The sequence below is a fragment of the Planctomycetota bacterium genome (assembly GCA_016207825.1).
GTDB lineage: Bacteria > Planctomycetota > MHYJ01 > JACQXL01 > JACQZI01 > JACQZI01.
The window spans coordinates 149,382-167,964 of sequence record JACQZI010000005.1 but is presented as its reverse complement, the minus strand read 5'-3'; the positions used below and the strand labels follow the sequence as shown (position 1 = coordinate 167,964).

The window sequence follows — 18,583 nt, the reverse complement described above, 5'->3', positions numbered from 1 at the left end:
TAATCCCCGCCTACGCTTTGCTCTGGACGGGCAGGCGTTTAATCCCGTTGTTTATTGCCTAAAACAAATCATCCAGTTCACTGCTTGAGCCTTCGGGCATCTTGCCGTGCTGGGAGATATAATGCTGTATCAATTCACTTTCGCGCTTGGTATAATACGGTTCAAGCTCAAAGGTGAAATGCTTTGCCTTGCTATTTGAGAGCTGTTCCTTCAGTCCCTCTTTCAGGTTTGCTACCCCTTTTATAATCAGCACGTTCTTGGCGTCATCCAGCAACTGATATACGCCTTCCTTTTCCGGGACTGCGTCAAGTGATTGGGCGTCAAACTTTAGGTGCGACTCTTTCTTGGGCGGGAAGGTAACCGGCGTGATGCAGAACCGCATATCGCATTGCAAGCACCGCGCGGCTTCTTTTATCGCATTGTCTTTACTGAACCCCTTTTCTATCTGCCCGAAATCATTTACCCTTTCCGCTATCGGTCTCGTGGGCATCTTGACGCGCTGCCAGGAGGAGAAGGATTCATCGCGGCCGAAGAGGGGATTAGGAGTTAGAAGTTTCATGCTAGAAGTTACAAGTTTGCCGTCGCCGCCGAGATGCTTGTCAATCGAGACGGCAACCTTCTTTCCTTCGGCGATAGATTGGATGACCGAGCTCGGATTATGCGCGGCTTCACCGCAGGCAAAGATGCCGGGCTGATTTGTTTCCAGTGAATTTTCATCCACCTTGATTGCGCCGGAATTTGCCACATCCAATCCCATCTTTTGGAGCAATTCCTTATCCGGTTTCTGGCCGATGGCAAGAATGACCATATCCGCCTCTATTTTATGGGTAACGGACTTGTCAAACTGGGGATTGAAGCGTTTAGCAGAGTCTCCGCCAAAGGCGGATCCGCCTTCGGCGGAAAAAACCGCGGTGCACTTGGTGAAGCAGACGCCTTTGACGCAGTTGGAATCTCCGATAAGCTCCTCCGGACCCCAGGAATTATTTATGGTTATCCCTTCCTCGCGCGCCTGTTCTATTTCCCAGTCATGGGCGGGCATTTCATCGGCTGATTCCAGGCATGCCATCTCAACGCTCTTGGCGCCGAGTCTCTTGGCGGTAAGCGCTGTATCTATTGCCACGTTCCCGCCGCCGATGACCAAGACTTTTGATGGGATTGTGTATTTTTTCCCCTGGCGGACACCGCGCAGGAAATCCATCGCCCATAATACAGATGTTAGTTGTTGGGTATCAGATGTTAGATTTAATCCTTTAAGCGGGATTTGTTTGGCCATCTGGGCGCCGGTAGAAATAAGGATGGTTTTAAATCCGTCTTTTTTAAGGCTTTCCACGGTGAAATCTTTTCCGAGAGTCTGGTTCAGTTTTATCTCCACACCGCTTGACGTGATGTGTTTTAAATCCGCGTCCAGTATTTCATCAGGCAGCCGGTAAGCCGGGATGCCGTAACGCATCATCCCGCCGGCCTTGGGCTGTGATTCAAATACGGTTACCGGATAACCTTCTTTGGCAAGATAATACGCGGCAGTCAGTCCGGAAGGTCCTGAGCCAATCACTGCAATGTGGCTAGTTTTTAGATTAGAGTTTTTAGATTGTGGTTTTTCGGTACTATTATCTGTTGCGTACCGTTTGAGTGCGCAGATTGCAATCGGTTCGTTAACTTCCTTACGGCGGCAGACTTCCTCGCAGGGATGGAAGCAGACATTCCCCAAAACCGCGGGAAGCGGAACCGATTCTTTTATCACTTCCAATGCTTTATCCTGATTGCCCAGTTTTACTTGGCGGATATATTCAGGGACATTAATGCCCGCCGGGCAGGTGTATTTGCAGGGGATTAAATCCGTTTCGCGCTCGGTTGATTTTACATCTTTATCCATAAGCGCGCCGGTCGGGCAGACTTCTATGCACGCTCCGCAGAACTTGCATCCGGAATCCTTAAGCGCCGGTTCATGCGAGCCGACAACAACCTTGCCGCCGATTATGACAAATCCCAATGCCTCTATCCCGCGCAGGTCTTTGCAGGTGCGCACGCATCTGGTGCAGCCGATGCATAAGTTATAATTGCGCTTGATAAGCGGGTCTATTTCGATAACAGGCATCTCCTTGGGTTTGTAGCGGGGCGTTTCTGCCTTGATGCCGATATACTCGGAGACCTTTTGCAGTTCGCATTTGCCGAATTTGGGACAGCACCGCTCGTTATTAGGGACGTTGCTGGAGCATTGGGTCAAGGAACAGCCTTCATGCTGGGCGCAGGTCAGGCAGGAATGCGGGTGCTCGGCAATTATTTTAGAGAGATTGTCCTTCCGAAGGGACAATAATTCCGGTGTATCAGTTTCTATGGACATCCCGTTTTTAACTATCGTGGCGCAAGAACGCTGAGGCTTATCCACCCCGCCTATTTTAACCAGGCATAACTGGCAGCCGATGACTTCGGTTAAATTGTTCACCGGTTCATTAGTTGATTTGAGGTCGCCGCGGAATATTTTATCGGAAGTCCTTGAATCCTGCGAAGGCGGCAAATCCGGATGTGCGCAAAGGTGCGGGATATAGATATTATTCGCCAGCGCCGCTTTGAGGATGGTTAATCCTTCCGCGACGGTTAATTCGGCATTGTTTATTTTAATGGTGACCATACGTCTTAAATAGATTATATCGAAGTATCCGAATCGGTCAAACATTTTATCATATCATTCTGAGCCGGTCCCGCCAGGCGGGACGGGAGAAGAATCTATTCTCACGGATTAGGCTCTTTACTCTGCTCAGAGTGACATAAACGGTCGTTGTTCCGGAGCGATGGCGGATTGATTTGTTTGACAGTGGGCTAATTAATCCTATAATAAACGACCTTATGTTGTTCGAATTGAATGAAGAGAAGAAGCTAATCAGGGATACCGCACGCGAATTTGCCCAAGAAACCCTTTCCAAATACGCCAAGCAAATAGACCGCGAGGAGCGGATACCGCAGGAAGTAATCAAGAAGCTGGCGGAACTGGGCTTTTGGGGGATTATCGTGCCGGATGAATTCGGCGGGGCGGGGCTGGATACGTTTTCACTTGTCTTGGTCCTGGAAGAAATCAGCCGCGTCTGTGCCTCAACCTCGGTAACCATGTCCGTCCATAATTCTCTTGTTTGCAACGCACTGGTAAAATATGGGACAACCGAGCAGAAAAAGAAATACCTGCCCAAGCTTGGCGGTGGGGAAATTATCGGGGCATACGCCTTGACCGAGCCGGCTTCCGGAAGCGATGCCGCTTCGCTTATTACCAAAGCGGACAAGAAAGGCAATCAATATATCCTTAATGGCAACAAGATTTTTATCACGAGCGCCCCGATTGCCAGTGTTTCGATTGTCTTTGCCCGGACCAATCCGGATAAATCTTTGAGGGGCAAAGGCATCAGCGCGTTTTTGGTTGAGCCGTCATTCAAGGGTTTTAAGCTTGGCACAATCGAGGAAAAAATGGGCGTAAAAGGCGCCAAAGCGAGCGAGATTGTCTTGGAAGATTGCGCCGTGCCGGCGGAAAACATGCTGGGCGAGGAAAACAAGGGGTTTAATCTCGCGATGGAACTTTTAAACAGCGGCCGAATCGGGATTGCCGCGCAGTCTGTTGGTATTGCCCAGGCATGCCTTGACGCCGCGATGAAATACGCGCAGGAGCGGAAACAATTCGGCAAGGCACTGGCGGAATTCCAGGCAATACAGTGGAAGATAGCCGATATGGCCACAGAAATAAATGCCGCCCGGCTTTCGACTTACCAGGCGGCTTTGCTCAAAGATAAAAAACAGCCCCATATAAAAGAGGCTTGCATGGCGAAATTATTCGCCTCGACCGTATGCAATAAGGCGGCCAAGGAAACCGTCCAGATACACGGCGGGATGGGTTATACCAAGGAGTTTGCGGTGGAGAGGTTTTTCCGCGACGCCAAAGTAACGGAAATTTACGAAGGCACGTCAGAAATCCAGCGAATAGTCATAAACAAGGAATTATTCGGCAAAAACTGGGTTTCTTCGCGCCAATAAAATGATTGATAAGAAAAAGATTTTAGCCGGAGATAAGCCGAGCTTGGCCAAGGCTATTTCGCTGGTTGAAAACGACGCCGATAAATCCACCAAGCTTTTATCAGCACTTTACCCGCACCTGGGTAAAGCACACCGGATAGGGATTACTGGGCCGCCCGGCGTGGGGAAAAGCACCCTGGTCGACGAGCTGGCCATAAATTTGCGGAAGCGCAATAAAACGGTCGGCATTATCGCCATTGACCCTTCGAGTATCTTCAGCGGCGGGGCAATCCTGGGCGACCGTATCAGGATGCAGAAAATCGGGATTGATGCCGGCGTTTTTATCAGGAGCATGGCTACCCGCGGCTGGATAGGCGGCATCAGCCGGAGCACCTCCGACGCGGCGGATATCATCGATGCTTCCGGCAAATCATACGTCATCATAGAAACGGTCGGGGTGGGCCAGTCCGAGATAGAGATATTCAAGAATGTAGATACGACCATCCTCGTCCTTTCGCCCGAATCAGGCGACGCCATCCAGGCGATGAAGGCGGGTATCATGGAGATAGCCGATGTAATCGTGATGAATAAATCCGACCGGCCCGGTGCGGATAACCTGATAGATGCCATTAGGAACACGTGCGAAATGAAATGGAGTCCCCCAAGTGAAACTTCGGGGGGCGAAATATCCTTGAATTGCCGGAATAAGACTTCGCTCTCGGATGGATGCAAAACCGCTATTCCCATATTCAAGACCGAGGCAATCAATTCAGTCGGCATCACGGAGGTCCTGGGTTTTCTAGAAGAGCGCTGGCATCACTTGAAAGAAAGCGGGGAGTTATCCCTGAAGCGCAAACTTATCGTCAAAGAGAAACTAAAGTCGCTCGTTTTCAAGGAGTTCGAGGACTTTATCGGCAATGATAAAAAAATAAGGACGCTTATCGATAAATCTGTTGATGAGATTTTAAGCGGCAAGACGAATGTTTATAAATCGGTTGATGTGATAATGAAACAAATATCAGGCATTCCGAAAAAGCGAAGTTAAGGCCCGCTGTTTTTACCCTAAGCGGATCGGAACCCTCGATTTTATATAAAAACAATTTATGTTTAAGGCTTTTTGGATATACTTCAAGCGTTACCGGTGGCAGTTTTTCATGGCGATAATCCTGCTGGGAATCGTCGACCTGGTGGATGTCGCTTTCCCGCTGGTCATCAAATACGCGATTGACGATTTATCCAAGCCGAATGCGCTGGCAATTATTATATGGTATGCGATAATCTACGTCGGATTGGGCATCATCCAGGGAAGGGGCAGATACTGGTACCGTATTTTCTTCTTCGGGACTTCCTTCAAGGTGGCGCGCGATATCCGGGAGGAATTATTTTCCCACCTGCAAACCCTTTCCAGCAATTATTTTAACCGGACTTATACCGGGGATATCATGTCCCGTGCGACCAGCGATATCGAGGCCGTGCGCCAGTTTTATGCCCGTGGGCTTTTTATCGGGGCGGATATCATCGTTTATATATTCACCGTTCCGGTGATAATGATTTTCCTGAGCCTGAAGCTCACCATTTTGAGCATGTTCCTATTGCCGTTCCTGCCGTTTTTCGTCAACCGTATGGGGAATCTTATCCACCATCGTTTCAAGGATATACAGGAGACCTCGGCGGAAATAAGCACATACGCGCAGGAAAACTTCGCCGGCATCCGCGTCGTGAAGTCATTCGCCCAGGAGGAAAACCAAAAAGCCGGTTTTAAAGAGATAAACGACAAATATGTGAATCAAAATCTTTCGCTTGCCAAAGTGGAGGCGGTTTTTTCACCCACGCTCCATTTTTGCGCTGCTGCGGGCATTTTGGTGGTTCTCTATTTCGGCGGCAAGGAAGTGATTAACGGGGTCATTTCCCCGGGCACTTTTGTCGCTTTCACTTTATATATGGGCAGGCTGCTCTGGCCGATGATGGCGCTGGGCTGGACGATTTCCATATTCCAGCGTTCGGCCGCTTCCATGCAGCGCTTGAGGGAAATCTTTAATGCGAAAGCGGAAATCGTTTCGCCCGCGCAACCGGTCGCCAAAGAAATAGAGGGTGCAATCGAGTTTAAAAACGTCGGATTGGCCTACCAGGGGCTTGGGCTGGAAAGTGTGCAGAAAGAACCGGCTTTAGCCGGAGTAAGCCTCAAAATACCGGCGGGCAAGACCGTGGCGATTATGGGACCGGTCGGCTGCGGCAAGACATCCTTGATAAACCTCATCCCGCGGCTCTTTGACCCGACCGAAGGAAGCGTCTTGATTGACGGGGTTGATATCAGGCAATATGATTTGGGGGAACTCCGCAGGCGAATCGGATTCACCCCGCAGGACGTATTTCTCTTTTCCGAAAGCATAAAAGAAAATATCGGGTTCGGCCTGTCTCAAACGATCGATTCGGAGATGCCGAATATCAGGAAGTCTTCGGAGTTATCCATGATTAACCAGGATATCGAAAGCTTCCCGGAAAAATACGAGACGCTCCTGGGAGAACGGGGGGTAAACCTTTCCGGCGGGCAGAAACAGCGCATCACCATTGCGCGAGCACTCGCTAAGAAGCCCAAAATACTCGTCCTGGATGATTGTTTTTCCAGCGTGGACGTGGAAACCGAGGAAACGATTTTGAGCCGGTTCAAGACCGTATTGCCCGGCATTACGACCGTAATCATTTCGCACCGCCTGCCGGTCGTGAAGATTGCGGATATAATAATCTTCATGGAAAAAGGCCGCATCGTCGAAACCGGTTCCCACCAGGAATTATTGGCCAAAAAAGGCAGGTATTCCGGTTTCTACAGGCAGCAGGAATTAATCAGCGATTTGGAGAGGATTGAATGAGAGGCCACGGAAAAAGTTATCACGCGGATGATGAAATCCTCGGCAAGGTGTATGACCATACGCTCATGAGGAGGCTGTTTGGTTATGCCCGCCCATATTACGCCGTCTTTGCACTGGGGCTCTTTTTGGTGCTGGTTTCAACCGCGTGTTTCCTTGCCGGGCCGAGGCTGATAGGCTTGATAATAGATTTAGGGATTAAGCCCAGGAATTTCCAGGAATTATACAGCCTGTCCGCACTTTACCTGGCGGTGATGCTTTTAAGCTGGCTTACCGATTATGTTTCCACCTATGTTTTGGCCTACCTGGGGCAGAAAATAATGTTTGATTTGAGGGCGCGGCTCTTTTCCCACCTGCAGAAAATGTCGCTCCGGTTCTTCGATAAAAACCCGGTCGGCCGCCTCGTCACCCGCGTCACCAACGATATTGGGACATTGAGCGAATTATTTTCGGTCGGGCTGATTACGGTTTTCCAGGATGTCGTAATGCTTATCGGCCTTATTATCGTGATGTGGTGGATGGATATCTATTTGACCTTAATCGCACTTTCAATTGCGTTATTCCTGATTCCGCTGACCTTTTTCTTTAAAGTGCGGATACGCAATGCCTACCGTGATATCAGGATAAAACTTGCCCGGATTAACGCCTATATCGCGGAAAATGTCGCGGGAATCCGCATCACCAAATTATTCAACCGGGAGGATAAAAACCAGGAACTGTTTAACGATATCAACAAGGAGCATTTTGATGCATGCTACCGTTCGATTAAATATGACGGTTCGTTTATTTCTTCGGTAACTATCATGAGGGCTGTTTCTATCGGGCTGGTGTTGTATTACGGGGGCAGCGCGGTTTTTGATAAAGTCATCGAATTAGGCGTCCTGGTTACCTTCCTGACCTATACCATGCACTTTTTCGACCCGATACAGGATTTGGCGGATAAATACACCCTTTTCCAGTCCGCCATGGCTTCGGCTGAAAGGGTGTTTAAGATTATGGATACGCCCGAAGATATCGTCGATGCGGAAAAGCCGATTCCTTTGCCCGCAATAAAGGGCGAAATAAAGTTTGAAGACGTCTGGTTTGCCTATCCTTCGGATGAGAATAAGGAAGCCCCGCCTCTTTATGTCCTGAAGAATATATCATTCTCGGTCAAGCCCGGTGAAAGCATCGCCATCGTCGGGATAACCGGTAGCGGCAAATCCACCATCATCAACCTGCTTTCCCGGTTCTATGACGTCGGCAAAGGGCGGATACTTATCGACGGAGTGGATATCCGTAACCTGCGCCAGTCCGAATTGCGGAAACAGATGGGAATAGTCCTCCAGGATGTATTCCTCTTTTCCGGCACGGTCCTTGACAATATCTGTTTGGGTGAGAAAAATATCAGCCTGGAGAAATGCCGGGAAATCGCGAAGTATGTCCATGCGGATACGTTTATCGAACAATTGCCCAACCAATACGAGGGCTCGGTTGCGGAGCGCGGCGTCACTTTTTCCACGGGCCAGCGCCAGCTCCTTTCATTTACTAGGGCACTGGTCTTCGATCCCAGGATATTGATTCTGGATGAAGCCACTTCCTCCATCGACGTAGAAACGGAAAGCTATATCCAGGACGCCATAAAGAAGGTGATAAAAGGCCGAACGTCCATCATCATTGCCCACCGCCTTTCCACCATCAAAAACGTGGATAGAATCTTGGTGATACATCACGGCGAGTTGAAAGAAATGGGAACCCACCGGGAACTATTGGAAAGAAAAGGCATCTACTACAAGCTCTACAAGCTCCAGTTCAAGGCTTAAGCTTATTTCTTGCAGTGGTGCGCGTAGGCCTTCTTTTCGCTGTCCGTCAGTTCGGCATTGGCTGTTTTGCCGTCAAAGGAAAGATGAATTTTGTTTTCCCGTGCCAGCCAGCCTATTGCCAGGTGCACATGTTCGGGGGAAAGATTGAGCATTTTCCCCAGTTTGCTTGCAGGTGTCTTCCCGTTTTTGCCCAGTGCATACCAGACCTGTCCGGCAGTCTCGCCTATTTGTGGCAGCATAATATCCCCTCCTTCTATAACTAATTTCAAAATTCCTCTTGATTATTAACCGTTATTCCCAATTGCAAATAATCGTCTTACCGGCTATTTGCATGGGGTCAGTCATGCCTTCAGGGGTCTTGCAATCCTGGCTCCAGATATCAAAGGTGCTTATATTCCGCACGTCGGGCGGGGGTGGTTTTTTGCTGGAATAATTTTCTGCGTTATTATTGCGGTAATAATAGGGGAATCCCAGTTTGTTGACCCATTCGCCGCCCTGTCCGGTTTCCCCCCTTTTGAAGGGATAGTATTGCTTTTTGGGCGGGTCGGCGGTCAGGTCGCCTTTCAAAGCCTCGACCAGGACCGATGACGAAAAGTTTGACGCGGCCTGTTTGGGATAGCCGCCGTAGTCCGCGTAGAATAATTCTAAGGATTCGGACATGGCGCTGATGGCCGCCTTGGATGCCGCCTGCCTGGCCGAACAGTTAAACCCCAGGAAGTTTACCATGAGATACGTGGCTAATACCGTAATGATGGCGATGACGACCAGGAGTTCTATCAGCGTGAAGCCCGTGTTTTTCCCATGATGTAATCTTTTATTTTGCATATTTTAAATTCCTCCGGCAATAGTATAACCGCAAAAACCTGAAATGTCAACTCTAATTTTGAAAATTATTCATTTTTTTTATGCGCTGATTTATAAACACGAATGGCACGAATAAAGCCGGATTTGTTCCATAAGGGCACCGGGGAAATTTAGAAAAGCTTCATCTGGCTGGGCGGGGCAAACCTGAAAGAGGAAAGCTGGCTTGCCGGTGCGTCTTTCGGCGGGGTGTGTTCGAAAATCCTGATTTTCCCGTAAACGCCGTCGTGGCCCGGTTCGATATGGAGCTTCCCTTCCCGGACCAGTTTGATGCCTTTTACGACTTTATCGTCCGCGAAGTGGGAGATTTCATCCAGTTGCATATCCAGGAGTATCTTGAATTCGCTACCGCATTTTTCAATCAGCTTGTCGTAGGCGGCTTCTTCCGTGGTCGTTCCGGTGGAGACATCGAGCGCATCCGCGATGATTTCCTCCAGCGGAACCAGGTTTTTATAGGGGATGCTGTTGGGTGGGACAAATCCCTCCGGCCGGTCGGCCAGCGCCTCTACCCGGTGCATGACGCCGATGGTGAGCGGCTTCCTGCATTTGGGGCAGAGGTTATTGTTCTTCTTGCTTTCCGCGGGCGAAAGCGCCACGTTGCAGTCGCGGTGCCCGTCGAAATGGTATTTGCCTTCCTCCGGGAAAAATTCTATCGTGTAAAGGAATCGCTTGGGGTCCCTGGCCTTGAGGGTATCGATGATGGATTTATAGGAAAACTCCGCGTCAAAGACGTTCGCCTCCCGTCCGATTTTACGGGGTGAGTGCGCGTCGGAATTGGAAATCAAGGCAACCTTATCCAGTTTGGAGAGCCGCCAGTTCATCGCCGGGTCGGAAGAGAGCCCGGTTTCGATGCAGTGGATGTATTTGGCCTCTTCGCCGAAGCATTCTTCGATGGAATCGAACCCGGAATTCGCCCCGTAGAGGGAAAACCAGGGCGTCCAGGCATGCGCTGGCACGAGGAAACATTCCGGAGCGGTATCCATGATCATCTTGGCCATCTCCTTGACCGGCTGCCCGAAGATGGGGCGTCCGTCCGAGGAAACGTTGCCCATGCGCTTCAACTTGGCGTTTATCTTGCTGACCGCGTCGAAGCTGGGGGCCAGGATGAGCGTATGGATTCTCCGGCCTTTGCCGTTTTGGGTGAAGATATTGCTGATTTCCGCGCTCAGGATGAAGTGGGTGGATTTTTCGCCTTTCTTTAGGGTGAAGAATCCGTTCCCTGCGTCTGTCAGGCGCAAGCGTAGTTCCGCGAAGTAATTGGGGTGGGTAAAATCGCCCGTGCCTAAAAGTTTGATGCCCTTGATTTTTGCCCAGCGGGAGAGTATTTCGACATTCATCTCCGGGCTGGTCGCCCGGCTGTATTTGGAATGTATGTGAAAGTCCGCAATGAACTTCATTGGGAACTTCTTCCTTATTTTATATTCAAGCAAAGCTCACGCTATGCCTGACGGTTTCTTAGAAGCACACTATTTAAAACTAACGCTAAAAGTATAAACCATAATTATGACTTTGTCAAGCCAAAAAATAAAAATATATGAAAATTTTTTACCTTGACCCCGTTACAATCTAAATTTATAATTGACTTGCCATGAAGAAATTATGCCTTTGCCTATTGTTTGTTTTGTCAGCGTTCGGCTGTAAGGGGGTGGAGAAGCTGGTTGTTACGGAATTTGTCCCCGCCGCTTCACGGCTTGCCTTGCCTTCCTCCTTCTCCATCGGCGAATCCGTCACCTACCGCCTCCGGCGCTATGTCAAATACAGCCCGGAAGCCAATCCCAGCCAGCTTTCCGAAGGCATCGTCAAAATCAGCATCACCAGCAAGGCGCTCTGGAAAGATGCCGAGTATTTCTGGGTGGAATACGTCATAAACGACGGCACCGACCAGCAACGTGTCTTCAAATTCATGGTGGATGAAAAAGGCAATCCCCAGCCCTTCAAGCTAATCATGAAATTCAATAACATGCAGGCGGTGGAAATAGAGCTGAAGCGCTGGGAAGTGCGGACGCGCCTGAGCGCGGAAGGGCTCTTCTATGAAATGACCCGGAGCATCCCGCCGATTCCTTTTACCCAGCCGGAACATTCGGGTAAAAAGGAAACCGATGAGGTGCAGATAAACGTAAACAATAAAGAAACCTGGCTTAAGTGCGATAAGGTAAACCTGATACCGGATGAAGATGGCTATGAAGGCGCTATCTGGTATGCCCCGCCCCTCCCTTTCTCCGGCTTGGTCAAGGCGTTGTTGTATGAGGGAGAATACCGCACCCAGATTATCCTTCTGGCTTACCAGACTACCGGGGCGCAGACAGTGATTACGGAAAAGACGAGGAGATTGGATTTCTTGGAGAGTAACGAGTAGTGAGGAGTGAATAGCGAGGAAGAATGAGGAAAGCTGTTTTTATTTATATTTTTATAATAATAGCCGCAGTGAATCTTTCCTTGTCTGCCGAAACTATCGAGGTTGTTTACCGCTGGCAGGAGGTTTTAAACCAGGTAGATTCCGTGGTGCTCGACCGCTTTACCAAGACCATGGCTCCGGCTGAGGCATATTACTATTATATCATGTATGCCTGGGCAAAGGATGACGTTTCCATCAGCAAGACCCCGTCGCGGGTTAACCAGGCATGGATTCCGGAAAAGATTCTGCTGGACGGAAAGGAAATCACTTACGAGAAATACACGAACCTCATAGAATTCTCGCCGCCGGAGAAATACGAGATAGTCTATTACCAGAAAACGCCCGAAGGCCTTTTAAAGATTGGGACGAAGCTCGCGGGATCTTCGGCCGAGTTTGTTTCGGATATCCAGATGGTTACGAAGGTGGCATCGCAAATCGGGGAGAAGACGGAACTTGGTCTATGGCATTTTGGCGGATTGGCCGTGGTGGTCGGCAGTATCATCAACTTTAACCAGAAAGAAAGCGAGGTGCCCGAATTACCCCCAGTCGCCATCCTTACGGCCATCCCGGTTACCGGCACGGTTTCCACGGCGTTTTACCTTGACGGCTCGGCATCTTATGACCTCCACGAAACCGCCTCGGCTTTGATGGTGCGCTGGGATTACACCAACGATGGCGTCTGGGATACGGCATACAGCAAAATAAAAACCTCTTCCTATACGTATCCGGGAGTCGGGACATACACGGTAAAGATGGAGTTGGCGGATAACCAGGGCTTTACGGCATCAGCCACGGCGGACGTCAACGTGATTGCGGATGGCTCGGCGCTCTTGAATTCCCCCAGCCCGATGTTCCACCACGACCTTAGGCACACCGGCTTAAGCCCGTATCAGGGGCCGATAACCAATACGTTCAAATGGGCATTTTCTACAGGCGGAGATGTGGAATCGTCACCGGCAATAGACGCCGCCAATAATATTTACATTGCCTCTTACGACGGCAACCTTTACAAAATCACGCCATCGAGTTCCACTGTCTGGGCGGGTCCGTATGTAATCGGCGGGCTGGTTCATTCATCCCCGGCGATTGCCGCGGACGGCACCATTTTTATCGGCGCGGCATCCGGCATGCTCCACGCAATCAATCCGGGCGGGACGCAGAAATGGACTTATGATACGGGAAGCTGGCTGAAATCTTCTCCGGCAATCGGCGCGGACGGGACGGTTTACGTCGGCTCGATTAACGGCAATCTTTACGCGATTAATTACGACGGTAGTTTCAAATGGTCGCGCCAGTGTGGGCCGTGGCTGGAGACATCGCCGGCGATAGCGGCGGACGGGACGATTTATGTCGGCTCGGCAGACGGCAGGGTTTACGCCGTGAATCCGGATAGCACCATCAAGTGGTCTTACCCGACCGGTAGCGGCATCGTTTCATCTCCGGCGATAGCGGCGGACGGAACGGTTTACATCGGCTCTTTGGATAATTATTTGTACGCGTTAAATGCGGACGGGACATTGAAGTGGCGCTACCAGACCAACGGGGCGGTTTATTCATCACCAGCCGTCGATGCCGGAGGCAATATCTATTTCGGGTCGGATGACGACAAGCTTTATTGCCTGGATCCTACCGGTGCAATCGTTGCCGGATTCCCTTTTGTTACCGGAAATAATATCCGTTCATCGCCGACCATTGATTCAACCGGCGCGGTTTATATCGGTTCGGATGACGGTAAATTATATTCTATCTCGCCGACAGGGATCGCCAACTGGGATTATAATACGGGACAGCCAATCCGTTCCACTCCGGCGCTGGCAAACAGCTCTGCAATAAGCCCGGTAGTTTATGTCGGCGCCAATGACGACAAGCTTTACGCCATCGGACAAGCGCCGCCCGACCCGGCGGATATTTCCCTTACCAAGAAAGCTAATAAGCAGCAAGTAACAATCGGCGATATCGTAACGTATCAAATCAATATTACCAACAAAGGCCCTGACCCGACCGATGCCACGAGGACGACGACCGTTTACGACCGGATTCCTTTTGGCTTTAAATATGTCCGGGGTTCGACGTTGCTGAACGGGGTTAAGCAGGCCGACCCGACCGGTGCGGCAACGCTTGCCTTTGACGCGGGTGATTTTATTGTCGGCGAGAGTAAGATTTTAACTTATCAATTAGTCGTGGGAAGCGGAGTCACTTTCGGCAAGTATGAAAACAAGGCGTATGCGGTATATTATTACAATGTCCCGCCGGTCACCGAGGGGCGTTCCAATACCGCGCGCGAATCGGTCACGGTCATTCCCGACCCGATATTCGATTTGGGGACGATTATCGGAAAGGTCTTTGAGGATGCCAACAACAACGGCGTCCAGGATGAAGGCGAAAAGGGTATAGCCAAGGCGAAAATTATAATGGAAGACGGGACAATCATCACCACGGATAAGGACGGGAAATACCACGTGCCGGGGGTGATGCCGGGAACGCACCTCTTAAGTTTAAAAGTTCAAGGGTTTAATAGTTCAAAAGTAGTGAGAGTTACGGAAGGGTTATTGTGCAAAGTGAACTTCCCTGTCAACTCCAAGAATTCTACAAACTCTACGGACTCCTTAGACTTGGTCATCTTAGGAGAAGGCGTTGCCGGCTACAATAATACGAGCGGCAATATTAATCCGGTAAAGCATAATGATATGTATAATGACGGCGCTTACGGCCAGGGCCGGGTTGCCGGTTATTTAAAGACGACCATTAACGGGAAGTACCGCATTACTTCATCCGTTGATACAGATAGAATCGCAAACCGTGAGAATGAACGTAGTTTGTCCCGTTATATCGACCCGGATAAATATTATCTCACTTACGGCGATACGTCCAAAGTATCTTGGGATGCGACCAATACGCAAGGGCCGGTTTATCTTCTGGCAGAGCACCTGCCCAGCGGCAGTAACCTGGTGGTCGGGAATTACCAGACGGGATTGAATAAAACGGAGTTGCTTAATTATAATCGGACTCTTTATGGGGCAAAGGTATATGTTAATAAAACGAACAATGACCAAAAGACGATGACCAATGCAACGCTGTTCGGCGCGCAGGCTAAACAGTTAAGCGGCCATAACGAATTCAAGGCGACCGGCGGGACATTTTATTACCTGGAAAACCGGAATGTCGTCCGGGGCTCGGAACAAATCCGCATTGAAGTGCGCGATAAAATCACCAACCTGACTTTATCCAATACGCCATTGTCGCAGGGCGATGATTACGAGATAGATTATTCCAACGGCCGGATAGTCCTGACCAAACCGGTTGCCTCGGTTGAATCTTCCAACGGCCTTATCTCAACAGGGCTCTTAAACGGGAATCCGGCTTACATTATAATAGACTATGAATACGAGCCGGACCGGAGCCACTGGACTAGGGGCAGTTATGGCGGTTCAGCCAGCCGGCAAATCCCGATACCCGGCGAACAGTTCCAGGTGAAATTAGGAGGGACTTATATCAGGGAAGAGACGCTCGATGAGAATTATGAATTAAGGGGCGCGAATACGTCCTTGACCCTATTCACCAAGAACAAGCTGGATATCGAATACGCGGAATCGGTTTCCTTCGCGATTCCCAATTCGCTGTCAACGGACGGCGGATTAAGTTTCAGTAACATCCCGAACGCCGTGCAACCGAAAGGAGCGGCTTACAGCATCAAGACAACGATTAACGAGATTGACCGCCTGCCGATAAGCGCGTATTACAAGCGCCTCCAGCCTGATTTCATAAGCTCAGATACCGTTAACCAGCAAGGGACGGAGAAATACGGCTTGTCGGTTTCCAATTCCATGCTGGAAGGAAAACTCAATCTCATCGCCAGATACGACGCGCAGGAATTATTGGAGCTTGATACGGAAAACCTTGCCACCAGATTCCAGGTCGGAGCCAAGCGGACGGAAACCGCTTCTTTACACGGCAACTACACGCCCAATAACCAATGGGCGTTTAACGGCGAATACCGCCACCAAGAAGCGCATATTCCGCTTAACGCCATCCAAGGGGAAACCAACCGCGATACGGATATAGTTGCCGCGAGGGTGGAGCGCAAGTTCTACGGCGGGGTTTTCAGGACGTATCTCGGCCAGCAGGCAACCCTGAACGGAGACTCGAATTACCAGACGACTTTAGGCGCGGCGGCAAGCATCGTTGACCCGGACACCATGGATATCGTTTCTACCGCCAGAGTGGAAGCGACCAGCGGGACGGACGGAAATGCGCAACTCGTTGGGGTGGAAACGAAACTTAACGAGCTATGGAGCCTTTATACGAATTACCGCCAGGGATTGACCAGAACCGAAGGCAGGGAATCCCTATTCACCACGGGCACTGCCTATAAGCCGGATGAATCCACACGGGTGTACACCCAGCAGGAATATAAAAAGTCCGAGATAAGCGAGGCTAATTCCCAGCGCGTCGGGGTGGATAAGCAAATAAATGTCTACTGGCGCTGGAACGGCAATTTCGAAAAGAGCCGGTTGCAGAATTATGATACCAGCGAAACCGAGCGTTACAGCGCTTCCACGGCGATTGGCTATTATTCCAAGCCGTTAGTTATAACCACGCGGCTGGAAGTAAGATTCGATGAGAATACCATGGTCGGAGACAGGAACCAGTATCTTACATCTAATTCGTTCAAGTGGAACATGGAGCGCAATCTTTATATTGACGGGCGTTTCAACTGGGCGCAGACCTTAAACCAGGCAACCGAAACGACCGAGGCTTTATACCGCGAATACGGGCTTGGCGTCGGCTACCGTCCGGTAAACTGGGACAGGCTGAACATCCTTGCCAAATACACGCGCCTGACCGACGATTACCCGGCAAGCCAGGCCGATTTGCTTAACGCGATAAGAATCACCCGCCAGCGCCTTAATATTTATTCGATTGAATTGGCGTATGACGTCACCAAGAAACTTGAGGTAATCGAAAAATACGCGTTGAAAGAGGGCGAGGAAAAGGTTGTCAATTATCCGTGGATGGATAGCAAGACCACCTTGCACCTGACGCGCTTCAATTATAAGATATTTGATAAGTGGACGGCCGGCTTGGAATACCGCACCTTGAGGCAATATCTGGCGGATGACACGAAAAGCGGATTCCTTGCCGAAGTCCTTTATAAGCTTGCCGACAGCTTTTATATCGGCGGCGGCTATAACTTTACCGATTTCTCCGATGACCTGACCATTAATAACGACTACTCGCTTAAGGGGGCGTTTGTTAGGTTTGTTGTGGCATTTAGCAAGTAATGAAATATAATTTATTTACTGTGGGCATTATAAAAAACCTGGCTAAAACCAGGTGGTGGCTGTTTATTCTCCGCCTCGTGTTCGTCCTCTTGTTCGGACTGATTGTCTACGCCGGCCTTTTCGGCGGGACATACCGCAATATCGCCTCCGTCGCCACCGGCATTATCTGGCTCACCTTAATAAGCATCTTCGCCATCATCTTCGGCAAGGTCTGGTGTACGGTGTGCCCGTGGAATACCATCGCCGGATGGTTCGGTGCGATAAGCGGCAAAAAGCGATTGGAAAGCAGTAAGCCGGATATCCCGCCATTCCTGCGGAAACTATGGCTGCCGGTTACCTTATTATGCGTCATGGTTTTCCTTGAATACAGCATCGGGATTTCCCTGAACCCGCGCATGACCGCTTATATTGGGCTGGCCATGGTTGCGCTGGCGATTATATTCGTCTTCCTATTTAACCGCAAATCTTTCTGCCGTTATGCCTGCCCGGTTGGAATAATGAGCGGATTGTACGCGCTCTTCGCGCCGTTTGAACTGCGCAGTATCAACCAGGATGTTTGCGCTAAATGCCCCAATAAGGATTGCCTGAACGGTAATGAGAAAGGCGTGGGCTGTCCGGTCTTCGAATTCCCTTCGACCATGGATACCAATATGCACTGCACGCTGTGCCTGGAGTGCCCGAAGGCCTGCCCTTATGATAATATCACCATCAATGCAAGAGCGCCTGCTTCTGACCTGAAAAGCGCTCATACAGATAATCACTCCTATAATTTTCTGGTGATACTCTTATTGCTTTTCACTTTATTCCACGCCTTTTATACGAGTGCGCTGGGGATACGGGTTAATGAATACATGGTAACCCGTTTCTCTTTTAACCAATATCATATCTCCGCTCTTTTCGTGATGGCTATCCTGGCCGTTACGATTATGAAATCATTCAGCGTATCGTTATTCGGCTTTTCTTCCCGCATACATGCATTCATTCCGGTCCTGATTTTCACCCATCTGGGACTGATTATCAAGCAGTTTTCCATCCATATAAAGGAAATGCTTTACACGCTGAATGACCCGTTCGGCTGGAACTGGAATCTCTTCGGCAATACGGATTGGATTTCCTCCATAATGAGCGGCTGGAAGATGCAGCCGGGAGTCTGGTATTGCCAGATAGCCCTGATGGTTATCGGGGTTGCCTACGGCATTTATCTTTTGATGCGCCGCGGGCGCAATGTGTCCGCTGGCTTAAGCGTATTTTCCTCCTTAATCTATGCGGCGCTTATTCTCTGGCTTTCTATCCCGGTGTGATAAGCCCTTAGCGGCAATGATATACTGAACTTATTTTGGCGCGAAGGAATAATTCCTAAGTGCCAATTGTTATATTACATAGGAG

The 18,583-nt window shown here is 49.9% G+C and carries 10 protein-coding genes and 1 pseudogene; 7 read left to right on the top strand and 4 right to left on the bottom strand.

What is annotated here, in order from left to right:
* Positions 1-58 precede the first annotated feature (58 nt).
* Complete coding sequence (locus HY811_01375; protein MBI4833457.1) at positions 59-2,674, bottom strand: FAD-dependent oxidoreductase; 2,616 nt, start codon at positions 2,672-2,674, stop codon at positions 59-61.
* A gap of 170 nt (positions 2,675-2,844) precedes the next feature.
* On the opposite strand from HY811_01375, the gene HY811_01370 reads away from it, so the two are divergent.
* From HY811_01370 to HY811_01355, 4 genes are read left to right on the top strand one after another with little or no spacing between them, the layout of a single operon-like run.
* Positions 2,845-4,014 (top strand): acyl-CoA dehydrogenase family protein, encoded by a 1,170-nt coding sequence (locus HY811_01370; GenBank protein ID MBI4833456.1) that lies wholly within the window; start codon positions 2,845-2,847, stop codon positions 4,012-4,014.
* Position 4,015: 1 nt separating this feature from the next.
* Positions 4,016-5,038 (top strand): methylmalonyl Co-A mutase-associated GTPase MeaB, encoded by a 1,023-nt coding sequence (meaB, locus tag HY811_01365; protein ID MBI4833455.1) that lies wholly within the window; start codon positions 4,016-4,018, stop codon positions 5,036-5,038.
* 58 nt (positions 5,039-5,096) lie between these two features.
* Positions 5,097-6,860, top strand: coding sequence for an ABC transporter ATP-binding protein (locus HY811_01360; GenBank protein MBI4833454.1), 1,764 nt, complete (start codon positions 5,097-5,099; stop codon positions 6,858-6,860).
* The gene (locus HY811_01355; protein MBI4833453.1) at positions 6,857-8,659 is read left to right on the top strand and encodes an ABC transporter ATP-binding protein; all 1,803 of its coding nucleotides are present in this window, start codon (positions 6,857-6,859) and stop codon (positions 8,657-8,659) included. Before HY811_01360 ends, HY811_01355 begins: the two co-directional genes overlap by 4 nt.
* Positions 8,660-8,661: 2 nt before the next feature.
* Here the strand turns inward: HY811_01355 and HY811_01350 are convergent, their stop codons facing one another.
* The 3 genes and pseudogenes from HY811_01350 to HY811_01340 form a co-directional block, all read right to left on the bottom strand.
* A complete protein-coding gene (locus tag HY811_01350) occupies positions 8,662-8,901 on the bottom strand; it encodes a winged helix-turn-helix domain-containing protein (protein ID MBI4833452.1) in 240 nt (79 codons plus the stop codon).
* Positions 8,902-8,950: 49 nt separating this feature from the next.
* Positions 8,951-9,484: a prepilin-type N-terminal cleavage/methylation domain-containing protein gene (locus tag HY811_01345; protein ID MBI4833451.1), complete on the bottom strand. Its 534-nt coding sequence runs from the start codon at positions 9,482-9,484 to the stop codon at positions 8,951-8,953.
* Positions 9,485-9,717: 233 nt separating this feature from the next.
* Positions 9,718-10,917, bottom strand: a pseudogene (locus HY811_01340) (DNA helicase UvrD).
* 191 nt (positions 10,918-11,108) lie between these two features.
* On the opposite strand from HY811_01340, the gene HY811_01335 reads away from it, so the two are divergent.
* From HY811_01335 to HY811_01325, 3 genes are read left to right on the top strand one after another with little or no spacing between them, the layout of a single operon-like run.
* Positions 11,109-11,876 (top strand): hypothetical protein, encoded by a 768-nt coding sequence (locus HY811_01335; GenBank protein MBI4833450.1) that lies wholly within the window; start codon positions 11,109-11,111, stop codon positions 11,874-11,876.
* A 23-nt stretch (positions 11,877-11,899) separates the two neighbouring features.
* The gene (locus HY811_01330) at positions 11,900-17,197 is read left to right on the top strand and encodes a PQQ-binding-like beta-propeller repeat protein (GenBank protein MBI4833449.1); all 5,298 of its coding nucleotides are present in this window, start codon (positions 11,900-11,902) and stop codon (positions 17,195-17,197) included.
* A complete protein-coding gene (locus HY811_01325; GenBank protein ID MBI4833448.1) occupies positions 17,197-18,498 on the top strand; it encodes a 4Fe-4S binding protein in 1,302 nt (433 codons plus the stop codon). The genes HY811_01330 and HY811_01325 overlap by 1 nt, the downstream gene beginning before the upstream one ends.
* The last annotated feature ends 85 nt before the right edge of the window (positions 18,499-18,583 follow it).

Coding starts and splice junctions, on each gene's coding strand:
- HY811_01330 (MBI4833449.1), top strand. CDS start 11,900: ATGAGGAAAGCTGTTTTTATTTATATTTTTATAATAATAGCCGCAGTG.
- HY811_01370 (MBI4833456.1), top strand. CDS start 2,845: ATGTTGTTCGAATTGAATGAAGAGAAGAAGCTAATCAGGGATACCGCA.
- meaB (MBI4833455.1), top strand. CDS start 4,016: ATGATTGATAAGAAAAAGATTTTAGCCGGAGATAAGCCGAGCTTGGCC.
- HY811_01325 (MBI4833448.1), top strand. CDS start 17,197: ATGAAATATAATTTATTTACTGTGGGCATTATAAAAAACCTGGCTAAA.
- HY811_01345 (MBI4833451.1), bottom strand. CDS start 9,484: ATGCAAAATAAAAGATTACATCATGGGAAAAACACGGGCTTCACGCTG.
- HY811_01335 (MBI4833450.1), top strand. CDS start 11,109: ATGAAGAAATTATGCCTTTGCCTATTGTTTGTTTTGTCAGCGTTCGGC.
- HY811_01360 (MBI4833454.1), top strand. CDS start 5,097: ATGTTTAAGGCTTTTTGGATATACTTCAAGCGTTACCGGTGGCAGTTT.
- HY811_01375 (MBI4833457.1), bottom strand. CDS start 2,674: ATGTTTGACCGATTCGGATACTTCGATATAATCTATTTAAGACGTATG.
- HY811_01355 (MBI4833453.1), top strand. CDS start 6,857: ATGAGAGGCCACGGAAAAAGTTATCACGCGGATGATGAAATCCTCGGC.